The sequence below is a fragment of the Dethiosulfovibrio salsuginis genome (assembly GCF_900177735.1).
Lineage (GTDB): Bacteria > Synergistota > Synergistia > Synergistales > Dethiosulfovibrionaceae > Dethiosulfovibrio > Dethiosulfovibrio salsuginis.
In genome coordinates this window covers 1-17,001 of the sequence record NZ_FXBB01000009.1, presented here as the reverse complement: position 1 = coordinate 17,001, position 17,001 = coordinate 1, and the positions used below count along the sequence as shown (strand labels likewise).

15 protein-coding genes are annotated in these 17,001 nt (G+C 54.4%); 8 read left to right on the top strand and 7 right to left on the bottom strand.

What is annotated here, in order from left to right:
• Positions 1-7: 7 nt before the first annotated feature.
• From B9Y55_RS04825 to B9Y55_RS04805, 5 genes are all read left to right on the top strand, one after another.
• The gene (locus tag B9Y55_RS04825; RefSeq protein ID WP_159448234.1) at positions 8-553 is read left to right on the top strand and encodes a GNAT family N-acetyltransferase; all 546 of its coding nucleotides are present in this window, start codon (positions 8-10) and stop codon (positions 551-553) included.
• Entirely contained in the window at positions 550-2,673 is a 2,124-nt protein-coding gene (locus tag B9Y55_RS04820) for a methyl-accepting chemotaxis protein (RefSeq protein ID WP_085544239.1), read from the top strand. Before B9Y55_RS04825 ends, B9Y55_RS04820 begins: the two co-directional genes overlap by 4 nt.
• Positions 2,651-3,067 carry a hypothetical protein gene (locus tag B9Y55_RS04815; RefSeq protein WP_085544238.1) on the top strand — a complete coding sequence of 139 codons (417 nt, stop codon included), beginning with the start codon at positions 2,651-2,653 and terminating at the stop codon, positions 3,065-3,067. Before B9Y55_RS04820 ends, B9Y55_RS04815 begins: the two co-directional genes overlap by 23 nt.
• Positions 3,068-3,227: 160 nt before the next feature.
• Positions 3,228-3,908 carry a TetR/AcrR family transcriptional regulator gene (locus B9Y55_RS04810; RefSeq protein ID WP_159448233.1) on the top strand — a complete coding sequence of 227 codons (681 nt, stop codon included), beginning with the start codon at positions 3,228-3,230 and terminating at the stop codon, positions 3,906-3,908.
• Positions 3,909-3,922: 14 nt separating this feature from the next.
• Positions 3,923-4,369 (top strand): hypothetical protein, encoded by a 447-nt coding sequence (locus B9Y55_RS04805; RefSeq protein ID WP_085544236.1) that lies wholly within the window; start codon positions 3,923-3,925, stop codon positions 4,367-4,369.
• A gap of 111 nt (positions 4,370-4,480) precedes the next feature.
• Here the strand turns inward: B9Y55_RS04805 and B9Y55_RS04800 are convergent, their stop codons facing one another.
• Positions 4,481-5,188, bottom strand: coding sequence for a gamma-glutamyl-gamma-aminobutyrate hydrolase family protein (locus B9Y55_RS04800; RefSeq protein WP_159448232.1), 708 nt, complete (start codon positions 5,186-5,188; stop codon positions 4,481-4,483).
• A 593-nt stretch (positions 5,189-5,781) separates the two neighbouring features.
• Between B9Y55_RS04800 and cysE the strand changes: the two genes are divergently transcribed.
• Both cysE and cysK read left to right on the top strand, forming a co-directional pair.
• Positions 5,782-6,420 carry a serine O-acetyltransferase gene (cysE, locus tag B9Y55_RS04795; RefSeq protein ID WP_085544234.1) on the top strand — a complete coding sequence of 213 codons (639 nt, stop codon included), beginning with the start codon at positions 5,782-5,784 and terminating at the stop codon, positions 6,418-6,420.
• Entirely contained in the window at positions 6,420-7,346 is a 927-nt protein-coding gene (cysK, locus tag B9Y55_RS04790) for a cysteine synthase A (RefSeq protein WP_085544233.1), read from the top strand. The genes cysE and cysK overlap by 1 nt, the downstream gene beginning before the upstream one ends.
• Here cysK and B9Y55_RS04785 read toward each other — a convergent pair.
• Both B9Y55_RS04785 and B9Y55_RS04780 read right to left on the bottom strand, forming a co-directional pair.
• Complete coding sequence (locus B9Y55_RS04785; RefSeq protein ID WP_085544232.1) at positions 7,336-7,956, bottom strand: DUF502 domain-containing protein; 621 nt, start codon at positions 7,954-7,956, stop codon at positions 7,336-7,338. The two genes, cysK and B9Y55_RS04785, sit on opposite strands and share 11 nt — an antisense overlap.
• Positions 7,957-7,971: 15 nt before the next feature.
• Complete coding sequence (locus B9Y55_RS04780; RefSeq protein WP_085544231.1) at positions 7,972-9,165, bottom strand: HD domain-containing protein; 1,194 nt, start codon at positions 9,163-9,165, stop codon at positions 7,972-7,974.
• Between the two features lie 112 nt (positions 9,166-9,277).
• On the opposite strand from B9Y55_RS04780, the gene B9Y55_RS04775 reads away from it, so the two are divergent.
• A complete protein-coding gene (locus tag B9Y55_RS04775; RefSeq protein ID WP_085544230.1) occupies positions 9,278-11,218 on the top strand; it encodes a lytic transglycosylase domain-containing protein in 1,941 nt (646 codons plus the stop codon).
• Here the strand turns inward: B9Y55_RS04775 and B9Y55_RS04770 are convergent.
• The 4 genes from B9Y55_RS04770 to B9Y55_RS04755 form a co-directional block, all read right to left on the bottom strand.
• Entirely contained in the window at positions 11,197-11,598 is a 402-nt protein-coding gene (locus B9Y55_RS04770) for a hypothetical protein (protein ID WP_085544229.1), read from the bottom strand. The two genes, B9Y55_RS04775 and B9Y55_RS04770, sit on opposite strands and share 22 nt — an antisense overlap.
• A gap of 57 nt (positions 11,599-11,655) precedes the next feature.
• Positions 11,656-13,926, bottom strand: a complete 2,271-nt coding sequence (locus B9Y55_RS04765; RefSeq protein ID WP_085544228.1) for a sensor domain-containing diguanylate cyclase — start codon at positions 13,924-13,926, stop codon at positions 11,656-11,658.
• A 25-nt stretch (positions 13,927-13,951) separates the two neighbouring features.
• Complete coding sequence (locus B9Y55_RS04760; protein WP_085544227.1) at positions 13,952-15,112, bottom strand: M20 family metallopeptidase; 1,161 nt, start codon at positions 15,110-15,112, stop codon at positions 13,952-13,954.
• Positions 15,113-15,183: 71 nt separating this feature from the next.
• Positions 15,184-16,818, bottom strand: coding sequence for a sensor domain-containing diguanylate cyclase (locus tag B9Y55_RS04755; RefSeq protein WP_085544226.1), 1,635 nt, complete (start codon positions 16,816-16,818; stop codon positions 15,184-15,186).
• Positions 16,819-17,001: the final 183 nt, after the last annotated feature.

The following is a 17,001-nucleotide window of genomic DNA, read 5'->3' as shown; positions in this document are numbered from 1 at the left end:
AATCATTTTGGATCATTTTCGACTTTTAGTTCGATCGGGAAAAGAGTTAGGGGCCTACCAGAAAAAAGAGATAAAAGAGCTCTGTAGGCTCGCCTTTAAAGAAGAAGAGGGCGGTTATCCCGACCCCTCGCTCTCCGATGGGATCCATTTCGTGGGGAAAAGGGGACTCGGCCTCCTTATATCCCACTGTATGGTGGTGGATAGATCTTTCTCCATCGGTGGAAAAGGCTCTTTTACGATGGCCTGCCCTACCGCACTGGCGACCCATCCCGATTATCGGGGCAGAGGTTACGGAAGGATGACGGTTATGGAAGTCTGCCGCTACTACGAAGGGGCAGGGTACGACCTGATAATGATGACCACCGAGGAGACCAGATGGTTTGAGTCACTGGGGTGGATAAGGTGGAAGGGGCCGTTAGCCCTGGATGAACCAAGATCCGGCCTCTCCCCTTTCTCCAGGCCTGTCCCTATGATCTACAGGCTGTCCAAAACTCCTCCCATCTCCCTGAGAGACGATCTGACGGTAGTATGTAAAGGAGGGGTAGCGGTATGAGCAGGTGGAGCATAAGGGCTAAGCTGTTTTTAGGTGTCCTGTCTCTGGCCTCTTTGGGGCTGTTCGTCGCCGTCTATATGGTGACTTCCCAGTCCATGGACAGCGCTCGGGAGGAGGCTGTCTCCCTGGCGGAGGAAATGTCCGCTCGGTACGCTACGGAGGTCTCGTCCTATCTCGGCAAGGCCCTCGCCAGGGCTCAGGACCTCTCCCAGGTGATGGCCTCCCTCTCCAAATCAGGGGCAGATCGAGGGTTGGCTATGGATATCATAAGGACCATGGCGGAGGGCTCGTCGGACGTAAACGGGGTCTGGGCGGGGTTCAGGGAAAACGGTTACGACGGCGACGATAGAGGCTCTATAGGGCAGCCAGGCACCGACGAAAAGAGCGGCCGGTTCGTTCCTTACGCCTTTATGACCGAAAAAGGTGTGGGATCCAGGCCTATGGTCGACTACGAGGGAAGCGATTTTTACGAGGTCCCTATAATGACCGGAAAGACCGTCGTGCTGAAGCCCTACTCCTGGACTCCCTCTGGTGGGGTTAAGGTCACAGGAACTTCGGTGGCGGTTCCTATAAGGCTGGATGGGCGGGTTATCGGTGTCACAGGGGTCGACGTCTTTTTGGACGTCTTTCAGGACATGATCCAGTCCATAAAGCCTATGGGGTCGGGATATGCCGGTATATTCACCGACAAAGGTGTCTACGTGGCCACGCCGGACAGGGAGTTGATCGGCAAGGTTGTCCCCTCCCCCGAGGTGGTCGCCGCCATCTCCTCGGGCCAGGAGTTCCGGTCCGAAAGCGTCTCCGTCATAACAGGGCAGGAGTCGCTACATTTTTTTAGACCCGTCGTTATAGAGGGCTACGACAGGCCCTGGTCCATCCAGATAACGCTACCTAAAGATCAGGTGTTCGCCGGGGCTAGGTCGATCCTTATCAACGGTATCATAGGGGCACTCATCGCCCTTGCTTTCATAGGTATCACCACTTTCTTCATCGTCGGTAAGACCACAAGAGGTATCGGCGGGGTATCCCAGGTCCTCGGCAAAATATCCTCCCTCGATCTTCGCTTCGATTCGTCCCTTAAATGGCTTTTGGACTACAAAGACGACATAGGTCACATGGTAGGTGCTCTGGCCACCATGGAGATAAGCCTCAAAGAGATTATAAGAGAGCTATCCCATGAGGCCTCCACCACCGATCACACCTCACAGAGCCTCACAGCCCTGTCCCAGGAGGCCATGGCTTCCATGGAGGAGGTGAGAAGCTCCATCGAGGAGATGTCCTCTATCCTAGGGGAAACCGCTTCCTGTGTCGGCGACGCCGGCCTCGTCGTTAGGGATGTCTCCAACGGGGCCTCATCGGTCGCTTCCTACGCTGAAGCGGGGGTCGAGGCGGCCAAGGTCCTGTCCGAAAAGGGCAAGGATGCGGGAGAGCAGGTCCTGTCTGTCGCCGCTAATGTTAAGGATGTCGGGGATAAAACCAGCCGTGCCGCGAAGGTCTTACGGGACGTGGACCGTTCGGTCCAATCCATCACCGGATTTATCGACACCATAACCCAGATAGCCGATCAGACGAACCTGCTGGCCCTGAACGCCGCCATAGAGGCCGCCAGGGCAGGAGAACACGGCAGAGGGTTCGCCGTGGTGGCGGAGGAGGTCCGAAAGCTGGCGGAGCAGTCCAACCTGGCTGCGGATAACGTCAAAAAACTGGTGGAGTCTCTGGGGAAAAACGCCACCATATCCACCGGCGCCATGGACGAGGTCGAACAGGTGGTGAGAGATGTTATCCAAGGTGCCGATGGGGCCAGCGATACCCTGTCTCAGCTTTTGAACGAGGTCGACCTGTTGGTGAAATCTATAGGAGAGATGGCGATCACCGCCGAGGATCAGGCCCTCTCAACCGGAAAGTTAGTCGCCTCCGTGGAGACCATAGAGGGTGATATATCCACTGTGGTGGACAGGATGGAGAGTATCAGAGGATCGTCTCAGGAGACCACCCAGGCCTCCGAGGAGGTCGCTTTAAACGCTGAGAGGCTTTCGGAGGGGGTAAAAAGGCTGGAGGAGCTGACCGGTCGGTTTACCCTGGACGACGAGGTGTCCTATGCTATCGCCAGCGGTAGATAGTCTCTGTGTACATATCTGGAGCCACTGGGAGTCCATAATAGACAGCATGGCCCTTCTGGCGGAATACAGGGATAAAACCACCGGAGGCCATATCCAGAGGACAAAAGGCTATTTTAGGCTCATAATGGAGAAATCCGGTGGTTTCGACCTGTACCCGTCGGAGGACCTGTCTTTAGTGTGCCATTCCGCCGACGTCTACGACGCCCTGGCCCAATCGTATACTCGGCCTGCCTGTTCCGTACGAATCGCCTCGGAGGGCACGTCCTGTGCCCCCTCGGCTTGGGGCGACGTCCTGTCGCCCCATTCGTACTACACGACGGCAGGTCGAGTATACGGGCTCTGGGCTACGTCGGAACGATCTCTCCGAGGATTAGAGTTCTTAGATATTACCTAAAGACGTTATCTCTATTCCCTTGATTTAGTCCTTTTGTCACTGAAGTAATGTTCCTAAGGCATCCGTTTTTGTGTCTAATATTTCTTGACCGGTTCGAGTTTATCGCATACACTATACCTAGGTCTAGACCGATGGTCTGGGATAGGTGGAGGTGATCGGTTTGATAGAGAGAGAAGGTCGGGACGTCAGAGGGGATATTCTGGGCTCGGCCAGGAGGCTTTTTTTACAGGACGGTTACGACAGGGTCTCGGTGGACAGGGTTATCCAGGACGCCGGTGCGTCTAAGGGCAGTTTTTACCATTATTTTCAATCCAAGGCCGATCTGGCCGATGAATTAGTGAGGGAAATGTTGGCTCCGGTCTATCGGCAAATAGGCGAGATAGCCGAGTCGAATTTAGATGGGCTATCAAAGCTAAACCAGGCATTCAGGATCGCCTATCAGTGGAAATCGGACAACGCAAAGATGCTTAAGTTTATCGTAAGGTCCTTCTGGAGCGACAGTAACCTTTTAGTTCGACACAAAATGAAGTCCTGGAGCATGAAAAAGGACAAAGCCCTCCTTGCGGGTATGCTAGGCCAGGGCATGGAGGAGGGGACTTTCGCCATAGAGGATCCCGAGGACGTAGCGGAGCTGATAGTCCATCTGGGAACCGGTATCGGCGAGTCTATGGCCGCTCTTTTCGTCTCCATAGACGATTCACCTGATAAGATAGAGCTTATGGAGAGAAAGGTGAAGTTGTTTGAAAGGACGTTAGACTGCATTCTGGGGGTCCCTAAGGGAACGGTTAAAACCTTCGACATGGAGAGCCTTAAGGTTATCCTCGCCGAGGGCGTGATTTGACGGGAGGTGCTTTTTTGTCCAGGTCCATAGGTATAATAGTTTTAGCCGTATCTTTGCACTGTGGAGCTGCCTTCGGATCGGAGATAACCTCCCGCCTGGGCTTTCCGGTCGGTAAGATCCTGTTCGACAGTGCCTTCGCCGAGCTTGAGGCCTCTTTGGATATAGACCTTCCCAGAGATGTGGTCATACCCAGAATAGAGAGGTCCATGGTATCCAGGGATTTCTCCCTGTTTTCCCAGTCTGAAGAGGGTTTGGTCTTCAGCAAAAGAGGCGGTCTTTTTCAGGGTACCAGATATCTGGCGGCCTTTCAGGTTGTCGATATCCGAGAGGGCGTAAGGGTTGGGGTCACCCTGAGCGAGCCGGTTCAGCTTATATTCTTCGATCCTGGAATATTAGGTCGTAAACACAGGAGCGTCAGGTTTCTAAAACCAGTCCTAAAAGAGATAGCTGAGGTCGAATAAAATCAAACCTCTCCGAATTTTCGGAGAGGTTTGATTTTACCGTCTATTGGGTCTTGTTTGTGTCCTGCCTTAGTGGAGCCCAGGCGTTTTTTCGCCTGGGCTCTCTCGTGACTAACTACAGGCCGACACGAAGCGTCTGAACAGGGGGGCCATCGACCTGTCTACGCCCTCCAGCATTGCCTCGGGATGCCACTGGACACCGACGGTGAAAGGGGAGCCATCCTTCTCTATGGCCTCGACTATACCGTCTTTTGCCCTGGCGGAGATCACCATTCCCTCGCCCGGTGTGGCCACCGCCTGATGGTGGAAGCTGTTCACGACGAAAGACTTGCCTAGTACCGACTCTATCAGAGTGCCCGATTCTGTGTCTACGGAGTGGCAGGGGTGAAACCGCCTTACGGTCTGTCGGTGCTTAAGTATCCCCTCTTTAGGCTCTATGTGCTGGATCAAGGTCCCCCCTGCGGCGACGTTGAGGACCTGACATCCCCGGCATATCCCCAGGATCGGCATAGACCTGTCCAGAGCCAGCCTGGCGATGGTCAGATGAAACTCGTCCAGCTCGGGCCTGACCTCCTCAAGCCCTGGGACCGGTTCTTCCCCGAAGGCCAGAGGGTCTATGTCCACCCCTCCAGGCAACAGGAGACCCGACGTCAGAGAAAGGTAGGTCTCTATGTCTTTAGGGTTTGAGGTTATGGGAATCACCAACGGCAGTCCTCCTGCCATCATAACCGCTTCCGAATAGGCTCTGTTGAGATCCACTTTTTCCGTAGTTTCCTTAAACTCCAGGTTTGAAGCTATGGCTATCAAAGGTTTGGTCATATTCATCCTCCTGATCTTTGGGGTGTCTCTAAAAACGCAGCTCCTCGGAGAGATCGTCCCGACGTAGCCCATTTGAGCCCGTATACTCGACATGCCGTCGTGTAGTCGAATGGGGCGACAGGACGTCGCCCCAAGCCGAGGGGGCACAGGACGTGCCCTCCGAGGCGGTTCGTACGGAACAGGCAGGTCGAGTATACGATTGGGCGAAACAGGGCGTAGGCGGGACGGTCTCTCCGAGGGGACCTAAATGTGAGCTTTTAGAGATTCCCTTTTGTCGTTGCTCAGGGGATATTCTACAACACCCTTGACCGTTTAGGTCTATCTGTGGTAATCTCTGGCGAAACAGACCTAGAAGGAGAGAGCGAGCGATGAAGATTCGTTTCATAGACGTCAACTGTTGTTGTCGGTGGATTCTCGACTAATCCACCGCAGTCCTGGACTGCGGGGCATATGGCCCGTTGCGGTCCGGAGACGGAACGTCCTCTCTCGACGAATATATACCTGATCTATCAGGCTTAAACGGGATCGCCCTAGGCGGTTCCGTTTTTTTTCGTCTCCGACCGCCGGAATAGTACTTCAGGAGGGGTAAAGAGATGAGAGATAAAAGAAGAGGTTTTTGGGGCGCCATAGTGGAGGACTGGAACGCAGTAAGGAGAAACGATCCCGCACTGCCCACCGGATTGAGGGGAAAGGCGGAGTTTGCCCTGTGCTATCCCGGAGTTCACGCTCTGTGGATATACAGATTGGGCCACAGTCTCCACGGCAGGGGGATACCGGTTATCCCAAGGATAATAAGCCATCTAGGACGGTTGTTGACGGGGATAGAGATCCACCCCGGTGCGGTTATAGGCAAGGGTCTCTTCATAGACCACGGCATGGGAGTGGTCATAGGGGAGACCGCCGAGATAGGGGACAACGTTTCCCTGTTTCACGGCGTTACCTTGGGAGGAAGGGGAGGAGAGGTCGGCAAGCGTCATCCTACCGTCGAGGACGACGTGGTGATCGGTGCGGGAACTCAGGTATTAGGCCCTATCCGGCTGGGCAAAGGAGCCAGGGTTGGTGCGGGCAGCGTGGTGCTGGAGGACGTTCCTCCTGGTGTTACTGTGACAGGAGAACAGGCCAGGGTGAGGGACGGTTCGGGCCCTCTCCTTCGGAGGATAGAGGAACTTGAGCGGCGTATAGACGAGATGGCCACCCTTTTAGGGTCGTCCAGGGGACAGGAGGTCGCGTGATGAGATACAAAGTCGATGAGTTGATAAACGTCAAAGCTATAGGCAAGACCGCAATGATGGTGGTGAGACCCTCCGAGGGGCTAGGGGAAATCGCTTTGAAGCTGGAGGGTAACGGTCTGGGGGGATCGATAAAGGACAGGACCGCATGGGGAATGCTTCGCAGGGCGGAGGAACTGGGAGAGCTGAGGGACGATACTGTGATAGTGGAACCTACGTCGGGAAACACCGGCATAGCCCTCGCTATGCTCGGCAGAAGCCTAGGGCTCTCGGTGGTGTTGACTATGCCCGAATCTATGTCCAGAGAGAGACGGGATCTTCTCACCGCCTACGGTGCCAGACTTGAGCTGACCTCCGGGGAGAGAGGGATGGCTGGGGCTATGGAGAGGGCTAGGGAGATAGCCGAGGAAGATCCCAGGGCCCTTATGGTGGACCAGTTCTCCAACCCCGGGAATCCCTGGGCCCATCAGGTGACCACCGGCCCGGAGATCCTTCAGGATCTGTGGGGTAGGCGGATCGACGGTTTTGTGGCAGGTGTGGGCACCGGCGGAACTTTGACCGGAACCGCTAGGGCCCTGAAGCCGGTCCACCACGGAATGAGAGTCGTCGCCGTCGAGCCGGCCTCAAGTCCCGTTCTGTCCGGCGGGGAGGTCGCGCCTCACGGTATACAGGGAATAGGGGCGGGGTTTATACCTCCCGTCCTGGACAGATCCTTGGTGGACGAGGTTGCCACCGTGACCGACTCTGAGGCCTGGGAAGGAACCAGAGAACTTCTGGCCCGGTGGGGTATATTCTCCGGTATCTCCTCCGGTGCCAACTATATGGCGGCCCTTAAACTGGCCAAGGAGGTTGGACCTGACGGTCTTGTGGTCACAGTCCTCCCTGACAGAGGGGATAAATACATAAGCACAGGGGTCTTTAACGCTTAAGACCTAGGGATATGATTATCTTGAAGGCGTGTTCCGGGGTTATGTCCACGTATTGGACGTCCTCTTCCCTGAAAAACAGGACTATCCCTGAGGTTGGGTTAGGCGATGTAGGCATGAAGATGCTCAGGCTGACCTCTCCGTCCGGGCCTGTGTCCTTTCTGGTGACGAACCCCAGGACGTGACCTCTGCCCACCGGAACCCTTACGACCCCTAGATAGGCGTCGGTTTTTCCCGTTCCGGTAAAAGAGCCCACTAGGTCCTTTATGGTTTCGTACCACGATCCCGCAAGAGGGATGGCGATAATGGCCTTTTCCAGGGAATTCAGCGTCCATATCTCTCTCTTTGCGAACTTGCTGCCGGCGTAGGTGATCACCATGATCAGCAAGACGAAGATCACCATAGTGGCCTCCACCGATTCGGTGAAGCCGAAGAGGGTCTTGCCTACAACCGTCACGGTCTGTATCAGGAGTCTGACTATGAAGATCAAAATTGCCAGAGGCAGAAAAACCAGAAGCCCTGTGGCAAAGTTTTTGCCAAACCTTTTCAGCAGCGGGGACTTATTGTCCCCGCTGTGGTCGTTTGAAGGCGGGGTTTTCTCAAAATCGCTCACTTTAGTCGCTCCTCTCTATCGGAAGTAGTCGAAAAGGATACCTATTGGATATCCGTTTAGCGTCTTGTTGTAGTATTTTTCGTATATATTTCTCTTGCCGTCGAAGAGTTCTCCCGATTTTATGCCGATCCTGATCGACTCGGAGGCCTCGATAAAGGCGGTCAGTTTATCGCATCCCTCTATGACCTTGCCGTCTATAGGGTCTAGATGATCTTTATCGTGGTCCTCCGTCAGGTCTCCCGGTAGGATCAGCCTGGTCCCGTCTTCCCGTTTTATTCGGTTCTCGAACTCGTCTTTGACGAAAGACAGGATTTCGTCGTGCCAGGAGGTCGGTATAAGGGGCAATACCTCCTGAGAGATGGCCTCCATCTCCAGGTCCTTTATCATCTGTTCCAGCCCCTCTACGGACCTTTTTACCGGAGAGACTATATCTCTGGTGAGAACCTCCGGAAGGTCGTGAAAAAGGCCTCCGTAGAACGCGTTATAAAGCCTTCTGTCACAGCCGCCTAGCTCATAAACCACAAGCCAGGAGAGTATCGCCACGAAAAGCAGGTGGCCTAAAACCGAAGTCTGAGGTATCCTCGGGGTCTGGGCCCACCTTTTCTGGAACCTGAGCTGACCTACCAGGGAGATGAATCCCGCCAGCCCTTCGTCCTGGACTATTTTTCTCACAGCCTGGATGTCCATGTGCTCCATCACCTGGCGGTATATCTCATCTTTGGTGCTCTCTATCCTGTATATAGGGGTGCTCCACAGGCATATGAAGTCGAACTCCCACTTGGTCGCTAAATAGTGGGCCGCCTGGAGGTATTTTCTCTCCTGTCTCTCCCTGTTATCGGAGAGAAAATAGTGCTCCCATCGATCGATCAGGTTTCCCGGTATAGGGGCTAGGAGGGGGGTCAGCTTTTTCATAACCCACCGGTTGAGCTGGTCTCTTTGGGTTTTGTCCGCCATCAGTCGGTGGAATATAGGGGGTTTTATATCGGTCACCACAACTCTGTGGAGAAACTCGAAAATAGAGCCTTCGATCAGGCTCTGCCAGTCTACGTTAACCCCTCGATCTTCCTCGTCTCTTCCTATGACGTAGGCTATAATGAACTTGTGCGCTTGTTTGGCCATCTCGGTGAACTGCACCGGCCTGGGATGGTCGTTCCACCTCTCTATGCTGGAGGAGGAGAAAATAAGCTCTATGAGGGAGCGACTTATCAAGGTAGATCCTCCTTTCCGTTAACGTGGTTCTCCTCGATTATATCTCTTTTTGCCTGAGGTGATCCACGGTTTGTCGTCAGCATGTAAAACTAAAGAAACAAGGGGGCTTTTCATGAGAAAGTTTATCGCAACGATGGCGTTTTTGGTGGCCTTTCTAGCCAACTCTTCGATAGGGGCCGCGTACTCCTCGGAGGTCGACCGTCTTTTCTGGGAGAGAAACTGGAGCGATCTGACCGCTTTGCTCTCCGAGGACCTTTCCCCCAGGGAGAGGTCGGTCGTAGCTAACGGACTATGGACCCAAGGCAGGTGGGAGGACGCTCTCGACGTAATGGATACCCTGAGGGAGATCTATCCCGCCGAGGTCGCCCCCTACGGGGAGATGTTATACGTATTGGGCCTGGAGAGGACCGGAAGGACCAGGGAGGCCTACGACTCGGCGCTGGCCCTTTACCTCTCCTCTCCGCCGAAGGACCTGACCTACTACGTCTGTTTTGCCCTGTCCAGGCTGACCGGCAACGACGAGGAACGGCGTAAATGGATGAGACGCATGGTGGACGCTACCGACGACGGGACCTTAAAGGCCCAGACTCTGGAGAAACTGATGGATTTTCCCGATCCCTCCCTTTCGGACGCCTCGGCGGTGCTCAAGGTCAGGGCTCTGAACGGAAAGGCTCTGGATCTGTTCAAAAAAGCTCCCCCTTCACGGGAGCGATCCTATCGCCTAGGTTACGCCGCTTACCTGATAGGCAGAGATGAAGAGGCGGTAAAATACCTTTCCCAGGTACCTCTCTCAGGCTATTTTGCCCAGAGTGCCCTCTACTATCGGTCCATGAGCCTGTATCGTCTGAAGAGGTACAAAGAGGCGCTGCCTCTGCTTTCCCGTCTCATTTTCATGGAGGGAAGCGACTTTATCGTCAGAGGTACTAGGCGGATATCCCTTATAGGAGAGAGAGGACACAGAGAGGAAGCCCTTAAGATTCTGTACAGGGCATCGAGGGAGCTGACCGGAGACGGCGCCTTGACCGCCTCGGCGTCCTACGCCTCTCTCCTGAAAGGGGAAGCTAAGGTAAAAGAGGAGGATCGAATCCTCAGAGACCACCCAGGGTCAAGACCGGCTCTCGATATCCTGTGGCGCAGGGCCTGGGGAAGGTGGGATGCCGGAGATTACGCCGGAGCACTAGGCTTTTTCCGCAAAGCATCGGTGGCGAGGCCGGAGCATCTGTACTGGGCTGGGAAGTGTCTCGAGAGGTTAGGGGAGAGCGCTAAAGCCGCCGAGACCTTTAAGGCTCTGGTTAAAAACCATCCTCTTTCGGTCTACGCCTTTATGGCCGCCCCCGACCACTCTTTGGGGTTTGACCCACAGGGGCAGGGGCTCAGGAGGGTGGAGACGGAGCTGGAGAGGTGGGGGTTCGTCGTCCACTCGAAGATGAAAAGAGCGGGAAGCTCCGATCCTCTGGAGAGGTACAACGGGGCGTGGCTCGCCAGATGGATGGGCCAGGAGGACGAGGCCTACCGTGCCGCTAGGCCTCTGGCGTCTATGACCGTAGGGGGAAAGGGATTTCCAGAGGACCTAGCTAGATTCCTCCATCCCAGGCCTTTCAGGCCCGATGTGGAGTCTATCGCCGAGAGGTTTTCCATGGAGCCCGAGATAGTGTGGTCCATAATGAAACAGGAAAGCGCCTTCAACCCGTCGGCGGTCAGCTGGGTAGGGGCCTCGGGCCTCATGCAGCTCATGCCCGGAACCGCTAAGTGGGAGGCGGAAACCGTCAAAATGGGCAAGTACGACGTGTTCTCCGTGAGGGATAACATAATCCTAGGGACCGCCCACATCTCCAGGCTGATGAAGACCTACCCTAGGCTGGAGTGGGCCCTTGCGGCCTATAACGCCGGGGGAGGCAACGTCAATAAGTGGAATAGGACCTCAGGAGAAAAGCCTCTGGATCTGTGGATGGAGGGGGTTCCCTTCACCGAGACCAGAGGCTACGTAAAACACGTTATGGGCAATCTTTTCGTCTATCGACAGCTCTACGGTCAGAGCGGGGAGTCAAAATAGGTTCCTAGGGCCTCAAAGCCCTGAGACCAGTAGGCCTTCATGGCCCTGATCCTGGTGAGGTTCTCGTCCGGTGGGTACTGTAGCTTTATCCTGCCGGACGACGCCTCGATCAGGGTGTGTTGGTAAAGATTAGGCCTAACGTCCCAGCAGGAGGCTATAGTGCTGTCAACCCTGTGTTCCGACCAGGACTCAAGCTGAGATCTATCGCTCTGGTTCTGGACCATCCCAACGGCGGCGACCCTGTCCTGGCCTTCCTCGGCCTTATGAAAAGGGGACTTGTCGGTGATCCTCTCGAAGGGCATCGGGACAGCGCTCTCCAGAACTCTCCTGAAGAGCCTCTGATTGGACTCCCAACGGCTGTTGCCTACCGAGGTAATCACCTAATCCCCTCCCTTCACCTACCTCTATTATGACTTTCTTTTCTGAAAAATCAAGCCCTAGGAGAAGACGCTCTGTTTCCTCTTTGCCTTAGACAGGTACATCCGTCGGTCCGCTACCTTTATGACCTCCAGAAAATCGTCGCCGTCGTCGGGAATGCCCGCTATCCCGTAGTCCAGGGCTATCGGATGGGGGAAATCCCTCACCGTGACTATCTGAGCGGCCCTGGTCATGACCACCTTGGCCTGCTGGGGGGAAGTGTTGGGCATATAAATTAAAAACTCGTCCCCTCCGTATCGGGCCACCATGTCGGAGCTTCTTGTGGCTTCCTCCAGTATTTTTGCCACCTTTCTGAGGGTCTCGTCTCCCGCCTCGTGTCCGTGAAGGTCGTTCACCAGTTTAAAGTCCCCCAGGTCGATAAGGGCCAGGCTGGCTTTGTCTCCGTATCTTTTCACCCTGTGGCTCTCCATCTCGAGATGCTTAAGTATGTACCTCCTGTTCCATATATCCGTCAGAGGGTCGACGAGGGCCTCCTGGGTTCTCTTGTCCATTATGTCTTTGAGCTCCAGAAGACCTGCGGTATGATCCGCAAGTATGGAGATCATCCTGGTCTCCATCTCGTCGAGAGGGTATCTGGTTATGACGTCTATAGAGCCTAGATCTTTATCCTGAAAAACCAGTGGAGTCGAAGTCCTGTGCCCTTTTTCGCCCTCCAGCCCCTCTATGACCGCCCGTCCTTCACCGAATATCTTCGTCGATCCGTCCTCCGACCTCAGCGAAAGCGACGCGGAGAGGAATTTCATGTCCATGGTCAGAGCGTTAAGGAGCATTTTAGCCAGTTCGGATCTCGATTCGGTGGCGGTGAGCTGTTGTGCTATTCGATTTAGCTTCTCCATCTGAAGGGCTTCCTCTTGAAGGGCCATCTCCATTTTCTTTCTGTCCGTCACGTCCCTCGCTACCGCCTGAACCTCAACGAGCTTGCCGTTCCCGTCGAATATTCCCCTGTTGCTCCAGCTCAGGTATTTTATGGAGCCGTCCTTAAGCTCTATTCTCTCCTCGTTTATGTTGGACGGATTCTCCGGCGATATTGACCTGAAAAGAGAGGTTATTATCTCCACGTCTCCCTCCGGTCTTACGTCCCCAAAGTGAGCCCCGATTACCTCCGAAGGAATCAGTCCGAAGAACCTGCAATAGGCGTCGTTGGCGAAGGTGAAGGTCCCGTCAGGGGTGAAACGGGTCACCAATTCGTACTGGTCGTCTATTATGGCCTGGTATCGGGCCTCGCTCTTTTTTAGCTCCTTCTGATGGGAGACCTCGGTCCACCACAGGAGGGATATGGCCACCGTACCTACCAGGAATATACCGAGGAGAAACCGTAGTGCCCTGTCCTCCCTTACCACTATCTCGATATCCTTGTCCGGGGTGGATAGAACCAGGACGAAGCTCTGGTTGAGTATCCTGATGGTGTCCCACACCACCAGCTTCCTTATCTCGGTCTCTCCTGGGCCTATCTCTATATGGCTCCCCTGGCCGCTGGGCTGATCGTACATGGCCCTCCAGGACCTTTTGTCCAGATCATCGGGGTAGATCACGTTCTCTACCGATTTGCCGACCATCGATCTCAGAGGGTGGTAGACGATCTCTCCCCTGTGGTCCAGCAGATAGGCTACTCCGTTGTTTCCACCTCGGAGTGGAACCATATAGCGGCCTATAGCGGCGGATAGGTCTATCACCGTCGCCATCTGGCCTCTTTTTTCACCTTTGGCGGAGTATATATTCATAAGCACCGTCATAAGAGGCCTGTTCTCGACGATCTGTAGGTCGTCTACCCTTATAGGCGCCATTCCGGTGGAGATAAAGTTATCCATGTCCATCGCTTCACGGCCTATTTGCTGAGCCTTAGCTCCTGGAGATAGGGGCCGGTGGTAGCTAAAGACCCTGTCTTTTTGTGCGTCCAGCCGAAAAAGGACGGCGATAACGTCGTCGTTGGCCCTGACAAGGGTGGCCATTCCGTCTTCGATGAACTGGAAAGAGTCCAGGTTTAGGGATTCGGATACCGTCGTGGCAGCCAGAATGGATATCCGGTTTATTATGGACCTGAGATGGTCCTCCATGGCCTGTCGGGCTATGAGTATCTGTCGGGATTGGTGTCGGTTGAAGGAGTTCTCCTGCCTCCCTATGGCTCTTTTGTCCATCCAGAGCTGACCGGACAGAAAGGCCACGAACACCGCCATCGCGATGAAGAGAAAAAACGAGGTTCGTTTAAGTCTGGTTCCTTTGCCAGCCTCGACGTCCTTTAGCGTTAATCTGAAAAAGCTCCGTCCCGACATAGGATTCCTCCTTGTATTCTTTACCCTATCCCACCGAACCCATGGATTTTCTTAGATCACCGTCGAGCCAGGTCTTTATAGCCCCTCGGCCCATGATTTTTGCCCCTGTAACGAGGGCCCTATGGGCTTTCTCGGTGGTGACCGCCTGGGCAAACTCCACGGTGTGGTGGGCGGCGTAGTGGTCCATTATGGCCAGTTCTGGCTGAAGTGTTGGACACCTCTGGGACACGTTGCCGACGTCGCTGGAGCCAGATGGGGATCCAGGTCGCTCAAAAGGGATCCCCATCTCGGAGAATATCCCCTCCATCATTGACTCCGCCGGCTCGTTTGGCACCATTTCGTCGAAGCTGAACTCCACGTTCTCCCATGAAACCTCGGTCTGGGTGGCCATAGCCGCTCCCTTGGCGCAATCGAGAACCTTTTGGATCATGTCGTTCAGGTAGGCCCTTGTCGGAGAGCGAAAGTAAAATTTAGCCGCTGCGGTCTGGGGGACTATGTTAGGTGCGTCTCCGCCGTCGGTCACGATACCGTGCATCCTCACGTCCGGGGGAACGTGCTGTCTCATCATGTCCAGTGCGTGAAACAGAACCTGAACCCCGTTGAGGGCGTTTCGTCCCTCCCAAGGGGATCCGGCGGCGTGGGCGGCTCTGCCTTTAAACCTAAACTCCAGGGCATCCATAGCCATGGAACGGTATCTGACCAAAGATGTGTCGGCGTTGGCGTGGATCATCATAGCCAGTGACACCGAGTCGAACAGCCCCGAGGCTGCCATGGTCACCTTAGCTCCGTCGGTCTCCTCCGAGGGGGTTCCAACGACCCAGATGGCTCCTCCCGCTTCGTCGGCGATCCTAGCCAGGGCTGATCCCGCCAGAAGGCTCATAGATCCGCTGAGACAGTGTCCACAGGCGTGTCCTAATCCAGGTAGAGCGTCGTACTCCGCCATGAGGGCTACGATCGGTCCTTTTTCTCCGACCTTTCCTCTGTAGGCTGTAGGTATATCCAGAAAGGGGATCTCCACCGAGAACCCCTCTTCTCTAAGAAAGTCGGCCATCATCCTGCTGGAGTTGAACTCCTGGCCCCCTAGCTCGGGGTTGGCCGCCATGTAGTCGCTTAAAGCTATCGCTTTTGGGGATAGCTCCAGTATATATCGGTCCATCTTTTCAACTAAAGAGTCGTAGCTTATCATGAAAGTCCCTCCGTAAAATCGTCTAACTATATGATACCACTAGGTGACGTAAGTGTAGCCATCCTTTTAGGCTAGTTTTCGCCGTAGACGGCACAGCAGGATTTTCCCTCTGCCTTGGCGGCGTAAAGCGCTTGGTCTGCGAGTGAAATCAGAGTGTCGACGTCAAGTTTATTATCTCTGGTGCAGGCTATGCCCGCACTGGTCGAGAGGGCAGCTAACTGAGGACTTGCGTTGAACTCCAGTTTTAGCCGCTCTATAAACTTATTTACTTTCGTTTTCCTGTCCGTAAGGTTGCAGACGGCGAATTGAGCCACTATAAACTCATCTCCGCCTATACGGGCTATGAGGTCCTGTGGAAAGGCCTTTTTCAGCGCATTCGCCATGGTTATCAGTGCACGATCCCCCGACATATGTCCGTAGGTATCGTTTATATTCTTAAAATTATCCAGATCGAAGTAGACCACACTGACAGGGCCCTCGCCGATCCTGCCTTTTACCTTCTCGTAGAAATAGCGACGGTTGTAGAGCCCTGTGAGAAAGTCGGTGTTCGCGCTGTGCTGAATTTTATTTTGAAGCTCCTGCTCCACGGTGACGTCCAGACACATCAGGAAGTACCCAAAATGGTTGCCGAATATGTCGCTAACCGACTGTTGCTGTGCCCTAAGGATCCGTGTTTTTCCCCCTTGCGTCGCAGATATCTTCAGCATATCTTTGTTTTCAAGCTCTTCGATAGACGTTTTGAGGACTTTTTCGCATATCTCTTCGTACCGCAAACCCATGACCTCTTTTTTAGAGAGGCCGAAGTATTCGCAGAACCTGTCGTTCGAGTAGACCACCGAACCCTGTTCATCGGCCATAACCGTCGCAAAGGGAATGCTGGAAAGTATGACCTCCAGCTCCCGACTCAGGTTTTGCATGTCGGTGACGTCTTTCGCTATTCCTACTGTGCCGAACATCTCCCCTCTAAAGTCTATCAGAGGGGATTTGTATGTCTTAAACTGGCGCAGTCCGTTCTTGCTCTTCACCATTTCGTCGAACAGGCAGGTCTCCTTTCGGCGGATGACCTCCTCCTCGGTCTCCAGGCAGACGTACTCGCCGGTGGCGTACTCGTCGGGCTCGATATCCCATATATAGTAGTGACCTCGGCCTTCACACTGTTGTGGGGTCTTTCCTACGGCCTGACCGAAGGCTCTGTTGACCTTCAGATGGGAACCTTTTAGGTCTTTGAACCAAATCAGGTCGGGAACGCTGTTTATCAACGTGTCGAGGTATATTTTACAGGTCTCCAGCCTTTTGGCCTGTATAACGTAGTGTACCAGTCGGGCGAATATAAAGTGCAGCGTTCTGTCGGAGGTCAAATCTAAAGGTTTTACCCAGATATGGGTAAAAATCTCGCTGTCACTTTCCAGCAAACCGTTCAGTAGAGCCGCCTGTTTGGGGGAGGCGCAGACGACCCTCTCGGTGGCTTTCACGAAAGGCGAGTTTTTTAGGTCCTCTAAGGAAAGGTCTCCAAGTGAATCGAGGATAAGGATGTCGGGAAGCCCGGCGATTTCCGGTGAAAAGATAGAGCTTGTGTCTGAGAGAACCTTGGGGTCGATCGTGTGAAATTTCACAACGACGTTGTCGGGAAGGACGGAGCGGGTCAAATGGCTCTCGAGGGAGCTGTCTCCTAAGATGGCAACGTCAACAAAGATCGGTTGTATCATAAAACCACTCCTTACCTGTCAAGTCGACCTAAAGGGGACCTCTAAAAACTCACACTTGAGTCCCCTCGGAGAGACCGTCCCGCCTGCGCCCTGTCTCGCCCAATCGTATACTCGACCTGCCTGTTCCGTACGAACCGCCTCGGAGGGCACGTCCTGTGCCCCCTCGGCTTGGGGCGACGTCCT